The organism is Martinezella paranaensis, assembly GCF_014200235.1.
GTDB lineage: Bacteria > Pseudomonadota > Alphaproteobacteria > Rhizobiales > Rhizobiaceae > Rhizobium > Rhizobium paranaense.
The window spans coordinates 61,719-80,870 of record NZ_JACHBI010000017.1; the positions used below are offsets into that span (position 1 = coordinate 61,719).

18 protein-coding genes and 3 pseudogenes are annotated in these 19,152 nt (G+C 59.3%); 4 read left to right on the forward strand and 17 right to left on the reverse strand.

The window, feature by feature from the left end:
• Positions 1–10 precede the first annotated feature (10 nt).
• A complete protein-coding gene (locus GGD50_RS28195) occupies positions 11–481 on the forward strand; it encodes a GGDEF domain-containing protein (protein ID WP_343070029.1) in 471 nt (156 codons plus the stop codon).
• A 118-nt stretch (positions 482–599) separates the two neighbouring features.
• Here the strand turns inward: GGD50_RS28195 and GGD50_RS33575 are convergent.
• The 12 genes and pseudogenes from GGD50_RS33575 to GGD50_RS28250 form a co-directional block, all read right to left on the reverse strand.
• Positions 600–729, reverse strand: a pseudogene (locus GGD50_RS33575) (IS110 family transposase); the annotation flags it as partial.
• Positions 730–1,087: 358 nt separating this feature from the next.
• Complete coding sequence (locus tag GGD50_RS28200) at positions 1,088–1,510, reverse strand: type II toxin-antitoxin system VapC family toxin (RefSeq protein WP_183940375.1); 423 nt, start codon at positions 1,508–1,510, stop codon at positions 1,088–1,090.
• Entirely contained in the window at positions 1,507–1,761 is a 255-nt protein-coding gene (locus GGD50_RS28205) for a type II toxin-antitoxin system Phd/YefM family antitoxin (protein ID WP_183940378.1), read from the reverse strand. Before GGD50_RS28205 ends, GGD50_RS28200 begins: the two co-directional genes overlap by 4 nt.
• A gap of 228 nt (positions 1,762–1,989) precedes the next feature.
• On the reverse strand, positions 1,990–3,150 hold the full coding sequence (locus tag GGD50_RS28210; protein ID WP_183940380.1) for an amidase family protein: 1,161 nt from the start codon (positions 3,148–3,150) through the stop codon (positions 1,990–1,992).
• Positions 3,151–3,161: 11 nt separating this feature from the next.
• Positions 3,162–3,869, reverse strand: a complete 708-nt coding sequence (locus tag GGD50_RS28215) for an ABC transporter ATP-binding protein (protein ID WP_183940382.1) — start codon at positions 3,867–3,869, stop codon at positions 3,162–3,164.
• Entirely contained in the window at positions 3,862–5,619 is a 1,758-nt protein-coding gene (locus GGD50_RS28220; RefSeq protein WP_183940385.1) for a branched-chain amino acid ABC transporter ATP-binding protein/permease, read from the reverse strand. The genes GGD50_RS28215 and GGD50_RS28220 overlap by 8 nt, the downstream gene beginning before the upstream one ends.
• Positions 5,612–6,445: a branched-chain amino acid ABC transporter permease gene (locus GGD50_RS28225; protein ID WP_183940387.1), complete on the reverse strand. Its 834-nt coding sequence runs from the start codon at positions 6,443–6,445 to the stop codon at positions 5,612–5,614. The genes GGD50_RS28220 and GGD50_RS28225 overlap by 8 nt, the downstream gene beginning before the upstream one ends.
• Before the next feature lie 50 nt (positions 6,446–6,495).
• Positions 6,496–7,644 carry a substrate-binding protein gene (locus GGD50_RS28230; RefSeq protein WP_183940389.1) on the reverse strand — a complete coding sequence of 383 codons (1,149 nt, stop codon included), beginning with the start codon at positions 7,642–7,644 and terminating at the stop codon, positions 6,496–6,498.
• A 30-nt stretch (positions 7,645–7,674) separates the two neighbouring features.
• Positions 7,675–8,520 (reverse strand): nitrilase family protein, encoded by an 846-nt coding sequence (locus GGD50_RS28235; RefSeq protein ID WP_183940391.1) that lies wholly within the window; start codon positions 8,518–8,520, stop codon positions 7,675–7,677.
• 194 nt (positions 8,521–8,714) lie between these two features.
• On the reverse strand, positions 8,715–9,338 hold the full coding sequence (locus tag GGD50_RS28240) for an ANTAR domain-containing response regulator (protein ID WP_183940393.1): 624 nt from the start codon (positions 9,336–9,338) through the stop codon (positions 8,715–8,717).
• A gap of 1 nt (position 9,339) precedes the next feature.
• Positions 9,340–10,473 (reverse strand): transporter substrate-binding domain-containing protein, encoded by a 1,134-nt coding sequence (locus tag GGD50_RS28245; protein WP_183940395.1) that lies wholly within the window; start codon positions 10,471–10,473, stop codon positions 9,340–9,342.
• Positions 10,474–11,205: 732 nt separating this feature from the next.
• Positions 11,206–11,571 (reverse strand): winged helix-turn-helix transcriptional regulator, encoded by a 366-nt coding sequence (locus GGD50_RS28250; protein WP_183940396.1) that lies wholly within the window; start codon positions 11,569–11,571, stop codon positions 11,206–11,208.
• A 349-nt stretch (positions 11,572–11,920) separates the two neighbouring features.
• Between GGD50_RS28250 and GGD50_RS28255 the strand changes: the two genes are divergently transcribed.
• From GGD50_RS28255 to GGD50_RS28265, 3 genes and pseudogenes are all read left to right on the forward strand, one after another.
• Positions 11,921–12,340, forward strand: coding sequence for a GlcG/HbpS family heme-binding protein (locus tag GGD50_RS28255; RefSeq protein ID WP_183940398.1), 420 nt, complete (start codon positions 11,921–11,923; stop codon positions 12,338–12,340).
• 23 nt (positions 12,341–12,363) lie between these two features.
• Positions 12,364–13,380: a zinc-binding alcohol dehydrogenase family protein gene (locus GGD50_RS28260; protein WP_183940399.1), complete on the forward strand. Its 1,017-nt coding sequence runs from the start codon at positions 12,364–12,366 to the stop codon at positions 13,378–13,380.
• A 58-nt stretch (positions 13,381–13,438) separates the two neighbouring features.
• Positions 13,439–13,714 (forward strand): annotated as a pseudogene (locus GGD50_RS28265) (type 2 periplasmic-binding domain-containing protein); the annotation flags it as partial.
• A gap of 339 nt (positions 13,715–14,053) precedes the next feature.
• Here GGD50_RS28265 and GGD50_RS28270 read toward each other — a convergent pair.
• From GGD50_RS28270 to GGD50_RS28290, 5 genes and pseudogenes are all read right to left on the reverse strand, one after another.
• On the reverse strand, positions 14,054–14,491 hold the full coding sequence (locus GGD50_RS28270; RefSeq protein WP_246451575.1) for a hypothetical protein: 438 nt from the start codon (positions 14,489–14,491) through the stop codon (positions 14,054–14,056).
• Positions 14,492–14,672: 181 nt separating this feature from the next.
• A complete protein-coding gene (locus tag GGD50_RS28275) occupies positions 14,673–15,029 on the reverse strand; it encodes a hypothetical protein (protein ID WP_183940400.1) in 357 nt (118 codons plus the stop codon).
• 521 nt (positions 15,030–15,550) lie between these two features.
• Positions 15,551–15,943: pseudogene (locus GGD50_RS32955) on the reverse strand (hypothetical protein); the annotation flags it as partial.
• Between the two features lie 28 nt (positions 15,944–15,971).
• Entirely contained in the window at positions 15,972–17,363 is a 1,392-nt protein-coding gene (locus GGD50_RS28285; RefSeq protein ID WP_183940401.1) for an aldehyde dehydrogenase family protein, read from the reverse strand.
• Positions 17,353–19,011 (reverse strand): acetolactate synthase large subunit, encoded by a 1,659-nt coding sequence (locus GGD50_RS28290; protein WP_183940402.1) that lies wholly within the window; start codon positions 19,009–19,011, stop codon positions 17,353–17,355. The genes GGD50_RS28285 and GGD50_RS28290 overlap by 11 nt, the downstream gene beginning before the upstream one ends.
• Between the last annotated feature and the right edge of the window lie 141 nt (positions 19,012–19,152).

Genomic DNA, 19,152 nt, shown 5'->3' on the forward strand with positions numbered 1-19,152 from the left:
CGTTTTGCAGGTGCGCAGTTTCTCTTCGACAGTCGAGCACTTTATCGACCGGCGCAAGCATGTGGCCACCAATGCCGGCGGCATCGTCATCGCCGTCATCGTCGATACGCTCGACGACATCGGCCGGCGCTACGGGCCGCAATGGGCCGATACCGTGATGCAGTCGCTTGCCTTGATCGTCCAGTCCTCGGTTCGCCGTGGCGATCTCGTGGCGCGGCTTGCGACCAACGAACTCGGCATCTTCCTGCCTGGCGCCACTCTCGAGAACGCCCGCGACATCGGCACCCGCATCCGCACGGGCGTCTCCGCGGCCACGTTCAGCGCCGACGGCGCGGCGCTTTCCGTTGCCATCCGCCTCGGCGGCATCTCCTTCGACGGCCCGGCCGACTTCAACCAACTCCGCCAGCTCGCCGACCAAATGGCCTTCGAGCGCGGCGACGAGAGCGACGACATCCCGATCAGCGCGCTGCCGGCCGCCTGAGACTGGCCCCCCCACCGCAGCGGCAGCGGTGACATAGGCCCAAACGGCGAGACCCGTCCTTGATGCGGCGTCAAAGCCGATCAGGCCGCGAGGGATGAGGTGTCGGCGTGGGGTCCCCTTAAACAGCCTTCATGACGGAAACCTCGATTACAACGCCAGCCGTCACATATTTCCACATCGCGACGAGCTGCTTTCCCGGCTACGGCGACAATGGTTGTTTCATCAAGGCGCCCCTGGTTGTCTCTTACGCCAATCGAGATTGTCGCGCGTGCGATCTGGCTCTATTTCCGCTTCAATGTCAGCCTGCGCGCGAAGTCGAAGACTTGAGGCTCGGGCGCGGCGTTTGTCGTTCCTTACGAGACGATCGGCTGGTGTCGCAAAGGACGCAATCGAATACCACGCTCCATTTTGCCGGCGCGCCTTCCAATAGCCCATCGAAAACGTCGAGAAGTGTATCGGTGGTCGCTTGGCCAAGCGCATTGCCGGCTATCCAAGCTCTTGAACAACGGAAACCAACCTTCCGCCCTTACGATGCTGGCAAAGTGGCTGAGGCGATCCCAGGAATTCCCCGAAAAAGACATCGGCTCGCGAAGGGCGCACCCGATGTTATTCGCGCCATGGATCGACGAGGATCACGCCGGTTCCATCGAAATCTTGAACATTCCGTGTGACCACCGTTAAACCGTGAACCAGCGCGGTCGCCGCTATCAAGGCATCGGCTTCGTTACGGCGATCTGGAATATGTAAGTGGGCACAACGCGTTGCTATCGCGTCATCAATTGACAGAACTCGCTCCGCGAACTCAGGGCGGACACGGCTGTCCATCCATGCCCGCAGGCGAGAACCTTGGGAAGCATCTCGACGCTGGATGCTCAATATCCCGCGCTCAAGTTCCAGAATCGTAATCGCGGAAATGAATAGGTCGCTGGAACCTTGAGCACCGACCCACTTCGTCACATTCGGATCAGCTTTACCGTCTCCGACTTTACGCAGCTCGGAGACGACGTTTGTATCCAGCAGATACTTCAAGACAGATCGACTCCGCGAGGTGCAATGTCGGCTCGGGGTGGATCGAAATCGATGGCTGACAAACCGGGCATTGAAAGAGCATCGACAAGATTGCGGCGTTTGCCGGTCAGGCGCTCGAACTCGCTGTAGGTCATCAACACATGGGACGGCTTCCCGCGATCTGTGATAACTACAGGCCCCTTATTGGCAGCCTTCTTTGCCTTACTCACGTCGTGGTTCAACTCCCGGCTAGAGAAACTCGTGATGCTCATAGCAGCCTCCATGTAGGAACATGCCTACATATAGGTTATTGCTGGCTGCAAAGCAATGCCCGCCTGTGACGGGATCTGAGCGAGCGACCCGTGAAATAGAAACGCCACGTATCTGTCTATCAACCCGCGGTGTTAGCCGTGCATCCACCTGCTGGTTTGGCTGCTCGCAGGTTTCCAATGTTTTCGAACAGGCTGCACCCCATTCGTTTCTCTGAAACGGCAGCTTCTTCACTCAAATCGTAGTCGCTTCGCCACATTCACCAGCGCTCTGTCGGTGCTCCTTCCACCTATCAAAGAGAATGAAATCCTCCTGTCAGAACCGGCAATCGGAAATGCCAATTGCGGGCGGCCGCTAAGTCCAGATAGACACAGAAGTTTGATACAGGCGGAGCGAAACGTTGCGTGGCTTTCCGGCGGGGCATCGCGCCTTGGTGGACGCATAGCCAATGTCGGAACAGCCACGATGGCATCTTCGCCAAACAGTCGATCAATCTCCCTGGAAAAGTGCTCTCGAACCCGACGCGCCTCGTGCACCTCCTCCTCGCATAGGCGCGATCCTGCTAGAAGACGCGCGGCAATGTCGGGCGAGATAGCCTGCGGGCTTCGTTCGAAAAGCGCTCTGTTGCTTTCCCAGGCTTCCTTTTGGAGAATGGTGACGAATGCCAGAGCAAGCTCGTCCAAGCTGAACGAGCCGATGGAGCCCGCTTCGCGAATAGGCATGGCCGCCGATCGAAGACCGGCGATCATCTCGTCGGCGATCGCGTCATCGATGATTTCGAAAACATCCTCGGGAATGAGAATGGATGATGGTCGGTCATCGGCCTCAGGCATGCCGACGGCGCTCATCACCGCGGCCATTGGTTCCAGGCTCCGCGTCATGAAACCCGGCACATCGAAGCTTGGCGCCAGCGGACGCAACGCTCCAATGTCGAGGCTTCCGTGTGTCGGCCGCCAGCCGATGAGGCCGTTGATGGCGGCGGGCAGCCGGACCGAGCCGGACGTGTCTGTTCCAAGACCGAGGTCCGCGAGGCCAGCAGCAACCGCCACGGCTGAACCCGACGACGACCCGCCGGGAATGAGGTCTGGATCGCGCGGATTTTTCGGCATTCCGAAATGGAGGTTGCCGCCGAGAAGGGAATAGGCAAGTTCGTCCGTATTGGTCTTGCCGACGAATCGGGCACCGGCATCCAAGAGTGTCTGGACCAGGGGCGCCGTCGATGTCTTGATGCCGGAGGCGGCGAGCAACACGGCATTACCGGCCGCCGTCGGGTAGCCGGCGACGTCGAAAAGGTCCTTTACCGCCAGGCGAAGACCGGAAAGCGGGCCGGTCGCCGCATGCCCGACATTGGCATCCGGATAGGGCATGAATGCATTCCACCGGTCCTGCATTTGACCGCTCCCTAGATCTTCAGATGCTGCAGGACACGGTTGCGGCTGTCTGGACCATTGGGACTTTCGTCTTCGATCGCTCCAAGTTTGAGAATGGCCCAGCGGTCCGCCACCGAAAGGGCGAAGTCCAGGTTCTGTTCGACCAACAGGATCGTCGTGCCGCGTTGCTCACGGTCGTGCCTCAACGCTCTGGCAATGTTTTGGACGACAGAGGGCTGCAGGCCTTCGGAGATTTCGTCGATCAGCAGCAGCTTTGGTCGCAGCATCAGTGCCCGCGCGAGGATCAGCATTTTCTGCTCACCGCCCGAAAGCGTGCCGGCCTTCTGTGTCAGCCGATCCTTCAGAAACGGGAAATAGCCATAGACCCGCTCCAGTGCGGATGGCAGATCCCGATCGCCTTTGAGTGCGAGGCGCAGATTATCGCGGATGGATAGATCCTGAAACAACGGCAATTCCTGAGGGGCATAGGCTATCCCGGAGGCGACCAGCTCGGCTGGCTTCTTGTTGATGATAGCGGCGCCGTCGACCTCGATCTTGCCTTTGCCGACGCGCAGGAAGCCGAGGATCGTCTTCAGCAGTGTCGTTTTGCCCATGCCGTTCTTGCCCATGAGGGCGAAGATCTCGCCGGGCCGGATGGCGAGCGACACGCCATTGACGACATCGACCGCACCATATCCGCTTGATACGCCGCTGAGCTTGAGTTTGAACGGGTCAGCCATGGGCGCCTCCTGCGTAGATGGTGCGAACCGTTTCGGAATTGACCACGTCATTCACCGTGCCGTCGAGAACGAGCTTGCCCTGGTGGAGAACCACGATGCGGCTCGATATGTCGCGTACGAAATCCAGATCATGTTCGACCAGGATGGCGGCGAAACCCATCTCGTCCGTGAGTTTCTTGAGGATGGCGCCGATGGTCATGCGCTCGGGCTTGGTAAGGCCCGCGGTCGGTTCGTCGAGAAGAATGATGCGTGGTTCCAGAGCAACAACCATCGCCAGTTCGAGAGCCTGTCTTTGACCATGCGACAGCAGCGAGACCGGTTTGTCCAGCATGTCAGCCATGCCGGTGAGCGTCAGGATCTCGGCTGCTGCTGTCGGCAGCGTGATCTCGGCGATCGATCGGATCAGGCTGGGTGTCTCGCGGCTGAGACGCGCCATCTTCAGGCATTCTACGATGGTCATGCTGTCGAAGATGCTGGCGACCTGGAATTTCCGGCCGACCCCCAGGGCGACGATGCGCTCGGGTGAACGACCGGCGATATTGGCGCCGATAATATCCACTTGACCGTCGATCTCCTGGGTGCCGTCCGACAGACAACGCATCAGCGTGGTCTTGCCGGCGCCGTTCGGGCCAACCAGGCTGACGAGTTCTCCGGCGCCGATTTCAAGGTCAATGCCCTTCAGGACGGAGAAGCTGCCATAGGATTTGCCGAGACCGCGGATCGACAGAAGGCTCTTGCCTGCCAACGCACCATTCTTGGCGACGATGCGCGTCGGCAAGGGCTTCAACGTGCTGTTGGAGTTTGCGGACTGCAGGAAACGCGTCACCAGGGAGGCGAGGCCGCCCGGCAAAAGGATGATCATAACGACGAAGAGCGCGCCAACGATCAGCTGCCACAGGAAGGGCAGATCGCCCGACAGACTGGCGCTCAGATAATCGATGCCGATTGCGCCGAACAAGGGCCCGACGATTGTTCCCCGACCGCCAAGCGCCGTCCAGACGACCAGTTCGGTTCCGAATACAAAGCCGGTGTTCTCGGGCGCGACGACACCGGACGCATTGGCATAGAGGAAACCCGCAAGGCCGCATACGCCGGCAAGAACGCCGGTGAGGACTATTTTCAACCGAGCGGGGTTCATGCCGAGATAGGCGACGCGGGCTTCATTGTCGCGGATTGCGGTGAGCAGACGGCCGGCGTCCGACCGGACAAAGACGATCCCAAGCACGGCCAAAGCCAGCAGGCAGGTGCCTGACAGGCGAAAATAGCCAGGAAGCCCGAGCGGGAGAGTTTCGTAACCGACGAGGCCGCTCGATGAACCGGTCCAGATGCCACCCGAAAAGATGAGCTGTGTGACGACGAGCGGCACGACGAGCGAGATCACGGTGGCATAGAGCGGTGTCGATCCGTGATAGAATGACAGCCAGCCGACCGCGAGACCAAGCAGGAGCGGAACGAGCACGGCGGCGACAAGGGCGACGACGAAAAGCGCCGGGCTTGCGCCGATATGGGTGAGAACCATGGCGGTGGCATAGGCGCCGACGCCAAAGAATGCTGCCTGCCCGAAGGTGAGAACGCCCGTATAACCCCACAGCAAATCGACGGTGATCGCCAGCATGGCGTAGATCATCGAACGCGTGAGGACGTTGAGGCTGAAGCGGCCGAGGAACATCGGTCCGAAAACGATCAGCAGAATTGCGGCAGACGCCAGCACCAGCAAAAGAACAAGCCGGAGTTTCTGTTTGTCAGGCACGGGTAAATCCTTTTGGACGTATGCGCAATGTGACTGCGCAAAGGACGGCGACGGTGATGCCGCCGAGGATCGGACTGAAATAGGTGCTGACGAACACCTGAGCGGCGCCGAAGATGAGACAGGCGGCGGCAAGCGCGCCGAAAGAAGAGCCCGCGACCATCACTAGCATGAAGGCGCCGGTCAGCCAGGCGACGCCCATATTGGGATCGACGCTGGTCAATGGCGCGAGCAGCACGCCTGCAAGGGCGGCAAGGCCGGTGCCGATCATGAAGGTTGCGAGCCGCACCTTTTCGGTGTCGATACCGAGCCCGCGCGCCAGCGTTTCGTTCATGATGACTGCCCGCGCGGAAAGACCAAGCCTTGTCCCATCGAGCAGCGAGGTGAAGCCGAGACCCAGACCGATAGCCGCGGCAATGGCGAAAAGGCGGTAGGCCGAATAACCGGTGCCAAAGAGGTCGACGGTGCCGGGCAGCAGTGCCGGCGTAAATTGCACGTCACGGCCAAACCAAAGCGTGAGCAGTTGGCCGATGACAATGCCTAGCCCCCAGGTTGCAAGAATGGCGTCGAGCGGTCGACGATAGAGAGGCCGCACGACGAACCGTTCGGCAACGCCGCCGAGGATCGCTCCGACCAGAAATGCGAAAGGAATGGCAAGCCATGGATTGAGGCCGAACCCGCTGACGACGACGGCGCAGTAAGCCCCGATGGTCAGCCATGCGCCATGCGCGAAATTGATGATCTTCAGCACGCCGAAGATCGCAAGCAGCCCGGCGGCAACGATGAAGAGAATGGCCGCGGTACTGACGATATCGAGAAAGAGGGTCATTTCTGGAACTCCGATGCTGGAGGCGGGGCCCCTGCCCCGCCCCGCTGATTTCAGAGGTTCGGGCACTGATCGCCAGGATTGACGTCTTTGAAGCTATCGACAACTGCAACGCTGCCGTCGTCCTTTACCTGGCCAAGATACATCGTCAGCGGCGCATGATGCTGCTTGTTCATGGAGATCTTGCCGCGCGGGCCGGTGAAGGATACGTCGGGAAGGGCCTTGAGCACATCAGCCGTATCGGCGCTGCCGGCCTTCTCGACGGCTGCCTTGTAAAGGTAGATCGCCTCATATTGCGGCACGGAAAGATCGTTCGGCGTTCGCAGTTCCTTGCCGAATTTCTTTTCCATGGCCGAGAGAAACGCCTTGTTTTCAGGGCTGTCGATGCCGGTGACGTAGGATGCGGAGAGGAAGATGTCCTTGGCATCCGCGCCCATGCTCTTGGCGGTACCTTCGTCGACCGCGAGATTGCCGTAAGGCAGGGTGACGCCGGACGAGCGCAACTGCTTGGTCAAGGTCACGTTCGGTGCGCCGCCGGCCGTCGAGGTAATGATGGCGTCGGCGCCGGAGGAGCGGACCTTGGAGATGATGGCGGTCCAGTCGCTGCCGTCCATCGGCAGATATTCCTCGCCGACGACCTGAGCACCGGCTTTTTCGATGTAGCCCTTGGCGAAGGTCAGCATGCCGCGTCCGAAAGCATAATCCGAGCCGATCAGGAAGAACTTCTTTGCGCCCTGTTTGCCGATGAAATTATCAACGACAGGCGGCACCTGCTGTTCTGGAACCCAGGCATCGACGAAAAGCTTGGCGTTGCAGGATTTGCCTTCGTAGAATGACGTATAGATATACGGCACATCACCCTTGGAAATGATCGGCAGTCCGGCATTGCGTGCAGCACTCGTCTCCATGGAGATGACGACATTCACCTCCTTCTGGAAAACCAGGGAATCGAAAGCCTTTTGCGCGCCAGCTGCTCCTGATGCATCGTCGGCAATCTCAAGCGCCAAAGGCCGCCCGAGCACGCCGCCTTTGGCATTGATTTCTTCGACGGCGAGTTCGGCGGCTTGAACGACGGACGGTGCGACGACGCTGTTGGCGCCTGACAGCCCCACCGGCACGCCGATCTTGATTGGATCCTCGGCAAAAGCTGCGGTGGCGAATGCCGCGGATGCCAGTGTCAGGATGATGGTTTTCATTTGCATTTTGTTCCCCTTTCTTGAGTTGGGTTGATATTACCCGTAGACATCGTCTCGGCGGTCGCCGAGCAGATGATTGAAGCTGTTGAGCGCGCGGGTTTCCGTGACGCTCGACAGATCGATTTGTGCAAGGAGGATTTCCTCGCGATCGGCACTGGCCGGACCGGATATGGGCCAACCTTGCGGGCCGACGATAAGGCTGCGGCCGATGAAGGTCTGGCCGCGCTCAATACCGATCCGGTCGGCGCAGGCGATATAAAGGCCATTGGTGTGGGCGGCCGCCTTGTGCAGGATATTGGCCATCGGCTCAGCAGCGCTTTCCGCCCCGGCCATCGGTACCCAGTTGGTGGGCACGCAGACCAGTTCCGCGCCGGCCAGCGCCAATTCGCGAAATGTTTCCGGAAACCACCCGTCATAGCAGATGGCGATGCCGATACGGCCGAAGGGCAGGTCGAATACCGGCAGCCCGATATCACCTTTTCGGAAAAGGCGGTTTTCGTTGTTCCACAAATGGAGCTTGCGATATTTGCCGATATACCCTTCGGGACCGCAAAGGAGAGCGCTGTTGTAAAACCTGTCGCCATCCTGTTCGGCGACGCCGCTGACGATGTAAAGGCCAAGCTCCCCGGCAAGGCGGCAAAGCGTCTCGGCGCTCGGGCCGCCGGGTACCGGGCCGGCCAATGCGGCAACCTCGTCGCCGTCACGGAAGCTATAGCCGCTGTCGGCCAGTTCCGGCAGAACGACGATTTCCGCACCCTTGGCCTTCGCTGCCCTTGCCAGCCGCTCGATGGCTGTGAGGTTATGGGCGCGATCACCGACGATCGGTTCGAACTGGACGGTTGCGACGGTTACCATCCGCGCGGTCGAGGTCTTGATGCTCAATCTCGTCTCCAAACGCAAAAAACCCCTGGCACGGAATTCAATCCGTGAACCAGAGGCTACATAGCCATGATGTGAATACGGCAGCCCTGCCGCTGAGCAAACCTGCTCGTTATCTTTAGGCTGGCACGAAAGAATGGGACCGTCAAGCCGCTTTATCGGGCCTTTTCAAAAGGTGCGTAGATACAGCTAAGGGTTTAAGTTTGAGGTTTTCCGCCGATGGATAGCCCAAGGCTTTTCATGGTGTCCTGCGCGGCAATTATGGATTCGGCGATCGTCGCCATCGGAACGCGCTTTGACGTCGCCTGATCGCGCAAGAGCTTATAGGCGGCGTCCTCGTCGAGACCATTCATGACCCGCAGCGCCGAAACGGCTTTTTCGACCAGCCGGCGACTTTTCAACGTTTCCTCGAGTTTCTGCACTTTGCCGGCGAGCCGTTTTTCGTAGCTTTGCCGATATCGTGCAAGTGCAAATTGCGTCAGAATGCCGAGCGGCCGTAACGGTTTGCTGATAACGCCGTGGGCGTTGAGGTCGATGATCGCCTGGAGTGCTGTCGGAGTCTCATAGGTCAGGATCGCGATGACCGCCGTCTGCTGGAGGTCGATGATCTCAAGCGCGTGCTCGACATGGACATCCTCGACATGCAGGAAGACGGTGTCTATGTCGGGAGGTAAGGCAGGCGGAAGGGGCCAGGTCGCCCGAACCTCGCAGCCAAGGCGCTTGAGGTGGGCGATCAGCAAGTTGCCGTCCTCGTCGCGCGGATGGACAACCAGAACGCGTGCGCGCCGCAAATCCTGAACGATCCTGCTCGGTCCCGCCATCTCAGGCCTCCAGCCAAACGTCTTCGAACCGCGAAGCCGTCAGGTACGGGTCCGGTCGGATCGGTCCAGGCGCTTGCCAGGCAATGTCGAAAAGCCCGTCGGCCCGCGCCACGCCGATGCGGGGGTGCAGCCATAGATGACGGGTATCGGCGTCGAAATTGATCCGGCCTTCCGGAGCAAGAAAATCTTCCAGCAGAATTTCCTCGGAAATGCGATGGGTATCGAGCGATCCGGCCCGGGCAAGCGCTCGGGCGAACAGGTGAACCTGCGCATAGGCCGGTTGCGACCATACGCTCGTGGTGAACTCCTGGCCGAAACGGGCTTTGAATGCCGCTACGAAACGCTCGTTCGCCTCGTTTTCGACCGTTTGGAAATAAGTCGCCGAAAGAATATGGCCGGTGCACGCCTCGGCTCCGATCTCGCGAATCTCGCTCTCGGCCATGGTCAGACTGGCAATCGGAACCCGCCTACGATCGATTCCCGCCTCGGCATACATGCGGTAAAAACGCTGCGCCGGCCGCCCGATGAGAGTCGAGAAGATGGCATCGGGTTCGAGACGAACGATATCGGAAATAACGGAACGCAGCGTTTGCTCGTCGGCATGGAGAGGAAGATAGCGCTCGCTGACAACCTCGCCGCCCTTTGCCTCCACCACATCCCGCATGACCCGATTGGATTCGTGCGGATAAATATAGTCCGCTCCGACGAAGAGGATCCGGCGCCCATGGTTGCGGAGCAGGTATTCCGCGAGCGCGAAGGTGTTCTGGTTGAGGGTGGCGCCGGTGTAGATCACATTCTCCGAATACTCGAAGCCTTCATACATCGACGGATAAAACAGCAGTCCATTGTGCCGCTCGACAATCGGCAGCACGGCCTTGCGGCTGGCCGACATCGACGCGCCGAAAATGATATTGACGTCGTCGTCGGCCAAGAGACGCCGCGCCAGATTACGATAGGCGGTTTGATCCCCGCCCGGATCATAGGCGATCGGAACGATGGGCTTGCCAAGCACGCCTCCGGCCGCATTGACCTCTTCGATCGCAAGCGCAGTGCCAAGAAAGTGCTCGGTTTCGGTAATTTCGCTAATTCCACTTCTGGAAAATAGCACTCCCACCCGCCATTCGGAGCTTGTCATCTTCGCCTCTTCGGACGTCGTTGGAGGTTCGATAGCGGGGAATTTCTCAATCCCGCGCATTCGATTTCCCTACCCTTAGTGCGTTTCCATGTGATGTCGCAAGCGGGTTGGACGCAGGTACTGGGTTAGTCATCGCTAACAGAATGACGTGAGTTACCACTATGAACCGATCCGGGCGTCACATGGTCGGGTATCGGGCAGATATACGCCTGCCCTTCGGCCTTGCCAGCCTATTCAGCCTTGGCCGCGGCCTGGAGTGCTGGCGTCTCATCAGCGAGAGCCCGGTTGACGCAAGCGCCTTCGTAACCCCTTTAACTGGCAAAGGACATAGACAATCCAGATTCTGGAGCGGAATCAAAACCTAGAAGCATAATCTTGAGGCGTCCGCCGTTGAAAATATTTTTGTCACCGTCGGCGCCTTGCCTGTCAAATCGCATCCGGTAGTGAGCCGCCGTTTCAATCGGAGAGATGGCTTGGCAAGACGAAGCCCCCCACCCGACAACGTCGGGGCCCTACCCTGCGAGACGTGCGGACGCCCGTAATCGAAGTCGAGTGCGCCCACTGTGACCGGAAGGGATCTTACGAGCAGTCGGAGCTCGTGAAGGTCTTCGGAGCTGATCTGTCGTTCAAGCGGCTTCATCGTCGGGCCGCGCTGGGGTGTAAGCACATGACCGGGCCGGATGGAGACCGGTGCGGGACGCAGTTTCCATGCCTTGCAGGGCTGGCGACGAGCTAGGCAGCGTTCGCCGCGACAGGCTTCCCGAACCTGCCGATGTTCCCGTCGCCCCATGCCTTCAATGCGATAAGGATAGGCTCGAGGCTGCGTCCCAGCGGCGAGATCGTGTATTCGACCTTCGGTGGAACCTGCGCGTAGATCTTGCGCTCGATGAGGCCGTCGTCTTCGAGCTCGCGCAACTGGTTTGTCAACGTACGCTGCGTGACACCCGTCACCTGCCTGCGGATCTCGTTGAACCGCATGGTTCCTCCTAGAAGATGGAAGAGGACGACGCATTTCCACTTGCCATCGATCAGGCTGATCGCCGCCTCGACCGAGCAGCCCGGATTGCAATCGAAGCGGGAATGACGGGCCTTGGCCATGAGAGTATCCTTTTGATCCTTAGAGGCATCTTCGCATGTAGTTCGTCGTATTGTAGTTATTTCAGGTTTCTGCTCGGATGCAAGATGCAAGATTCGTATTCCACGCCCTGCGGCGACCGCGCAAAGACGATCATCTGCGCAAGCAATCTATTGAATTTACATCGTAAAGACGAGCAGTCGCCGCTTCCTGCGGTCTGCTTCGCGGTATCCAGAGGGATACTATTGGCAATCGTTGTGCGTATCCAAACAGAACGCCCGTACGGCTATATGGAGGTGACTGGTTCGACGATCCCACCAAGTGGGGGACCGCTCAAGCCCCACCCAGGAAAGCAACCTCAAGGAATTTCCAATGTCAGAAATCAGCTTCACCTCCCGTTCAATCACACGCGAAGCCGCCGCAAGGCTCGTCGCAGAAACCATCGCCGCATCGCAACGCGTCGGCTTCGAACCCGTCGTCGCCATCGTCGACGCCGCAGGAAACCTCAAGGCCTTCGAGCGCAGCGACCGCAGCTCGTACCTCGCCGTCAACATCGCCATCGACAAGGCCTACACGGCAGCCTCCTTCGGCCTCTCGACCGCACAGTGGGTCGACCTCCTTGAAGACCGAGGCGCGTCGAACCTTCGCCACGTCCCGCGTGTGATGGCGGCGGCCGGCGGCTTCCCAATCATGGAAGACGGCATGATCATCGGCGGCCTCGGCATCTCCGGCGGAAGTTGGGCGCAGGACCAGGAAGCTGGCGAAGAAGCACTTCGCAACTTCGCCAAGTGAAAGCAGTTCAAGGAGCACAGAAAATGAAAGCAGTCGGATATAAGACCCCCTCGGCCATCGACGGGGCAGATTCCCTCGTAGACATCGAGATCGCCAAGCCGGTCCCTGAAGGCCACGATATCCTGGTCGAGATGAAGGCGGTTTCGGTGAACCCCGTCGACTTCAAGATCCGCCGCAGCACGCCCCCGGCACAGGGCATGGACTGGAAGGTTGTCGGATGGGACGCTGCGGGCGTCGTCGCCGCCGTCGGCCCCGAGGTCACCAGGTTCGCTCCGGGCGACGAGGTCTGGTACGCGGGTTCGATCCTTCGGCCGGGCACCAACGCGGAGTTCCATCTCGTCGACGAGCGCATCGTCGGCCACAAGCCCTCCAAGCTGGACTGGTCCGAGGCCGCCGCTTTGCCGCTGACCACACTGACAGCCTGGGAAGCTCTTTTCGACCGGATAAATGTGAAGAAGCCGGTGTCGGGTGCTGCGAACGCCATTCTGATCATTGGCGGTGCCGGCGGCGTCGGCTCGATCGCCATCCAGATTGCCCGACAGTTCACAGACCTGATCGTCATCGCCACCGCGTCGCGTCCGCAGACGCGCGAGTTCGTGACGAAGATGGGCGCCCACCACGTCGTCGACCATTCGAAGCCCCTGGCACAGCAGATCGCGGATCTGGGCATCGGCGCGCCTGCCTTTGTATTCTCAACCACCCAGACGGAGAAGCATGTGGTGGAAATCGCAGAGTTGATAGCGCCGCAGGGCCGCTTCGGGCTGATCGATGACCCGAAGAGCTTCGACATCATGCTGTTCAAGCGCAAGGCTGTGTCGATCCATCACGAGCTGATGTTCACCCGTTCGATCTATCAGACGCCCGACATGATCGACCAGGGACGGATTCTCGACGAGGTCGGTGCCGCCGCCGATGCTGGCCGCATCCGCTCCACGGCGACGGTGCGCCTCGGCGCGATCAATGCCGACAACCTGAAGAAGGCGCATGCTCAGCTCGAGAGCGGCTCGACCATCGGCAAGGTCGTCCTCGAAGGGTTCTGACAACCGAGGGCGGCCTTTCGCGCCCGCCCTTCCATACAACGTTCCTATTCGTCGCCACCAGCAGGAGTTTCGCCCAGTTGAGGCCGAACGACTGTTCACGCTTGCGCCCAATAGCTATGTGGAGCTTGTGTTGATGCCCGCGCTTGCAGCGAGAATGCTCGAGCTAGCGCCCGGCATCAAGCTCCGCATGACGCCATTTGGCAACGATCTCGCCGAAACCGGCATCGTTTCCGGTACCACCGCCATGGTACTTGGCCGGATCGTAGATCCGCCTGATAACCTCGTCGTCCAACATCTTATGGACGATGGGCTTGCCTGCGTGGTGCGCAGAGAAGTGGCACGGCTTTTTTGAACAGTTTGGTGCCCATTTCTAAGTGGTTTCCGGGGCTATCGAGGAGGGTTTGAGCTTCTTGTTCGTCCTTCGTCCTTCGTCCTTCGTCACGACGTCGAAACCCGAACCCTCCTCAATTCACAACCCGAAATGTTTACCATAGACGATGATGGATGAGAGATGTCGTTAAGACCTTACGAACGAGAGCAGGTCTATGCTACCGCTCCAACGCCAGACGTATATCCAGCGACATCAGAAATAATGGCACGCCACGCACAACGATTTTCCGGAATTATGTAGCAAGTGCCACCAGAACTACAAAAGTGAGAACGCTGCCCGTAATCATAGGCCAGGTTCATTGCCGGGTTTCTGAATGGCGCTCCAGAGGGTGCCCGGCGTAAAATCATAGCCCAAGCGCAACCATTGCATTACATCGAACGGGTGCGCGACAATGAGATCCGCGCTGCCAATCTCATATCTTAGAGCCTGCAGGCTTCGCTGGCCCGAAGAAGTAGTGTTCACCACTTGCGTGTCTACGACAGAAGCATCCTTGGTCGCGAAATCCATCAGATTGTCCGTAACAAGAATGTCAGCTCCGGCACCGAAGGCCGTAGCTAACACGCCTGCATACTCCACGTCGGACATGGCGAAGCGCTCTTCTCCACCTAGGATAAGATAGGGATCAAGCGAATCTGGACCATATTTCATGATGTCGATAATGGAGCCGGTATATGCCTTTGCGGTCTTCCGTGAATTGCAGCCGACGGAGAACCGTTTCAAGGGTTTCGATCATCTCGAACGAGATGACTGGCTGAGCTCTGTCATCTATGCCCCATTTTTGGCTGCTCATCATGGACACCAGGGTCTGGGTAGCAGTTCCTTTACGACCACGGTCGTGCGCCATTATGCTGCCGACGAAGACGTTGACATCGAGCAGCACTCGGACAGGACGATCCATACCTTATTTCCGGTGCGTTGCGGCACGGGTGAGGGCCGTCGCTTCTTCCAACATGTCGATCTCGCTGGACGCGTCTTCCGGCCCCCCGAACCGGTGCTCGGATGCTAGGTCGGTAGTTGCCTTCTCGAGACGAACGCGCGCCGCCGCTGCCATCATTTCGCGGCCAAGCCTGATGATAGTGTCTTGGTCGTCTTGTGCATTCAACTCGAGCAAGAAATCGCGGACACCCTTGGGAAGCCCAACGAAGACCGTGATTGCGCTGGAAACCGCGTTTGATACGGACCTGTTTTCCATCGAAGCCACCATCTTCAATTTCGTGGCCGTTCTGCCATCGACATTCGCCGAAAGGGTGGAGGACATCACAAACTCCTATAGAAATACATCATTCCTATATACCTTCAAAGGCAGCGATTTACAAATGGGAGTTCGCGTGCGCCATCACAGGATGTCGCATGCTCACGCCTGAAGACTCGCTTCGTTGGGGGCAGTTGCTTATATGAGGGGGTCAACACGGAACTGTCGTCAAGGTGACATTTTTTGCACTCCGTCGATTATTGCGGCATCCATGGTCTGAGCCCGACTGCGCGACGAGGCTCGTTGCCAAGCCAAATCCAACTTATATACGGTCGCTGTCCGAGACAGCCGCACCAACATCCCGCTTGCGGGCGGACAAGGGCTCAGGAGGACGGGACCATTCTACACAGCGGCCCATTTTCAGGGCCATGCAACTGCTCGGTTCGTCCAACCCGGATCCGCCAGGACCAATCGGATCCTGGAAGATTGCAGAATTCAGTTCGGGTAACCGATCAGGCGGTCTTTATGACCGCGCCCTCGATAACGACGCCGGCATTGACGTATTTCCACAGCGCGACGAGCAGCTTGCGCGCGAGCGCGACAATCCCCATGGCGACCTCGAATTGCCAGATTTGGTAGGCCGGAACCGCGCGAATGTAAGCGCCATCGATGAAAACGGAAACGGGCAATTCCCGGGCACGGCTGATCCGATACGGGCTTGCGATATCCCATCTTCCACCTAATCGGCAACTTGGCGAGCCGGGTGTTGCTCTCCCATTTAGCAATGTGCCGAGGCTTGATGTGCCCGGATCTTGCGTCCTTTCACATGCACGGCCACGCCATCGTGGCACGCGCGCATAACAAGAGCCGAAGAGCGAGTGGATCGTACGGGATCTATAATCATGAACACCACGGAGGCAATTACAGTCGTGGCATTTCCGATCTTGCTGGACGGCTTGGTCGGCCTGAAACTGCGTCAACCCTGTCCCCTGGAAGCGACTACGCCGATCAATTGACGCCGTTGAACACGACCATCTTGTCGTCGGCCATCTCTCCCATCGTGTACGAAATACCGCCGACTCCATATCCCGACTGCCTGCGCCCAGCAAAAGGCATCCAGTCGGTTCGAAAGGCCGTGTGGTCATTCACAAGCACGGCCGATGCATCCAAATGCCTTGCCGCCTTAAGCGCAACGGCTATGTCAGTGGAAAAAACGCTCGCCTGGAATGCGAATGGCAGCGAGTTGGCCATGCGGATCGCCTCGTCAACGTCGCTATAACCATAGACACAGGTGAGCGGCCCGAAGACTTCAAGTCGCGACACCTTGGCGTCCGCCGGTGGATCGAGCAGGACAGAAGGCAGGAGCGTGGTCTCGGACAGCCGCCCTCCCCCGAATTGCCTTGCTCCGACATCGGTCGCTTCCTGGATCCAGTTTGCGACCCGTTCGGTCTCGCGCGGCAGGATCAGCGGTCCGACCTCCGTCTCTTTCAGAGTGGGATCACCGACACGAAGGCTCGCAACCCTGGAGGCAAGCGCCGCGGTGAAGTTGTCCAGGATGTCAGTGTGAACGAAGATTCGCTGCACCGATACGCAGACCTGGCCTGCGTGATAATAGCCGCCTTTGACGATCGTCCCGACGATGAGGTCGATGTTGGCAGTACGATCGACGATGACGGGAGCTGCTCCGCCGTGTTCCAGCGCGCATCGCGTGCCGGGAGGCAGCTTGCTTTTTAGATACCAGCCGACCTTTGCCGAGCCGATGAAGCTCATGAGGGCGACACGCGGATCTGTGGCAAAGCGCTCGGCAAGCGCGTTGTCCTCGGTGATGAGCGTCTGACACCAGCGCTCGTCCAGTCCCGCCTCCCAGAACAGCTTGACGATCTCGACGCAGGAAATCGGTGTGGTTGCCGCCGGCTTGACGATGACCGGACAGCCAACGGCGACAGCAGGCGCAATCTGGTGGATGATGAGATTGAGGGGGTGGTTGAACGCCGATATTGCCGCCACGACGCCGATAGGTTCCTTGGTGGTGAAGGCCCACCGGTTGGTGCTGGCGGCGGTCAGGCCCATCGGGATTTCCTTGCCGCCGAAATTGCGCAGCTCGTCCGCCGTATTGACGAGACCATCGATCCCGCGCGTGACCTCGATGATGGCATCCGTCAGCGGCTTGCCACCCTCGCGGGCGATCATCATTGCAAAGCGGTCACGGTTCTCCGAAAGAAGCTCGGACGCCCTTCTGAGGATCGCCATCTTGCGATGGGTCGGCAGCCAGCCGTCACGATCAGCATAGGCTTTCGCGGCAATGTCGAGCTTGTGCTCGAGGGCAGCAGCGTCATCGGCCGGTATTTCCGCAATCACCTCGCGATCGTATGCCTGATAGACCTTCAGGTTAGGCGTCATCTTGATCCTCCAGGATGGCGGGAAGCCGTTCGCGCAATTCCCTCACCAGCACGCGTTCGTTTTCCGAATAGTCGACGGGGACGTTCACCAGATGAACGCCACCACCAGCAAAGGCATTTTCGAGCGCTTGCTTGAACTGACTGATATCGTCGACCCTTGTCCCCTTGGCGCCGTAGGACTCTGCATATTTCACGAAATCCGGATTGCCGAATGTCATTCCGAAATCCGGGAACTCGTCCACAGCCTGCTTCCAGCGGATCATCCCATAGGCGTCGTCCTCGATGACGAGGACGACGAGGTTCAATTTCAACCGGACCGCCGTCTCGATTTCCTGGGAGTTCATCATGAAGCCGCCATCCCCGCAGACCGCCATGACGCGGCGATCGGGATAGAGCATCGAAGCGACCATAGCCGACGGGAGCCCGGCGCCCATGGTTGCAAGAGCGTTGTCGAGCAGCAGCGTGTTCGCCATGCGCGTCCGATAGTTCCGCGCGAACCAGATCTTGTACATCCCGTTGTCGAGCGCAAGGATGCCGTCATGCGGCATGACCTCCCGGATGTCGTGGACCAGGCGCTGCGGCGTGAAGCGATCCTCCGTCGCCCGAGTCGCGATACGCTCGAGGATGCGCTCCCTTAGATGAAGAAGAGCCTGGGCGTTCGGCAGCTTGCCTTCGAGACGATCCGCCAGCGCCTTCAACGATGGGCCGATATCGCCGATAACTTCTGCTTGCGGGAAATAGACCTGTTCGACGGTCGCTGGCTGATATCCGACATGGACCACATGCGGACCGTCCTTGCCCATGATGAACGGCGGCTTCTCGATCGTGTCATGGCCGATGGTGATGATGAGATCAGCCTGTTCGATCGCCTCGTGGACATAATCCCGCTCTGACAAGGCGGCGGTGCCCATGTAAAGCTCCGTTCCACCTGGAACCGTTCCCTTGCCCATCTGCGTCGTGAAGAACGGGATGCCGCTGCGGATGACGAACTGTGCGATGTCCGACGTCGAGCGGGGGCGCGAGGCCGCGGCCCCGAGCATGAGTAGCGGGCGTTTCGCCGCTGTGATGAGCGCGGCTGCACGATCGAGGGCCGCGCCACTCGCGATCGGCAACTCCAGTTGATGCGGAGCAATCAACGCGACCGGTTCGCATTCCTCGGCGGCGATGTCTTCCGGAAGCTCGAGATGAACCGGCCCCGGCCGTTCCTCCTGTGCGATCCGGAATGCCTCCCTGACCATTGTCGGGATCATCTGCGGCGAGACGATCTGCCTGGCAAGCTTGGTGAGCGGCTTCATCGATGCCACGACGTCGACCACCTGGAACCGGGCCTGCCTGGATGACAATATCCCTTTCTGTCCGGTGATCATTACCAATGGCATGGCTCCGAGCAGCGCGTATGCTGCGCCCGTCGAAAGGTTCAAGGCGCCTGGGCCAAGCGTCGTCAGGCAGACACCCGGTTTACCCGTCAGCCGGCCATAGGTCGCAGCCATGAATGCAGCCGCTTGCTCATGCCGGGTCAGCACCAACTGAATGGACGATTTGCGGATAGACTCGACAACATCGAGATTCTCTTCGCCTGGAATACCGAAAATGCGGTCGACCCCTTCGTTTTCGAGCGCGGCGACGAGGAGATCAGAGCCTTTGGTCATGACGGATGCCTCTATTGGTTGCCATGTCGATCGAAGGGAGCGATCGAGATCTGGCGGGTGCGCAGTCGAACATAGGCGTCTTCCCGATCCGATCCAACATCGGAATTTCGCGCAGTACTTCAAAAAATGGCTAGAGGGTCG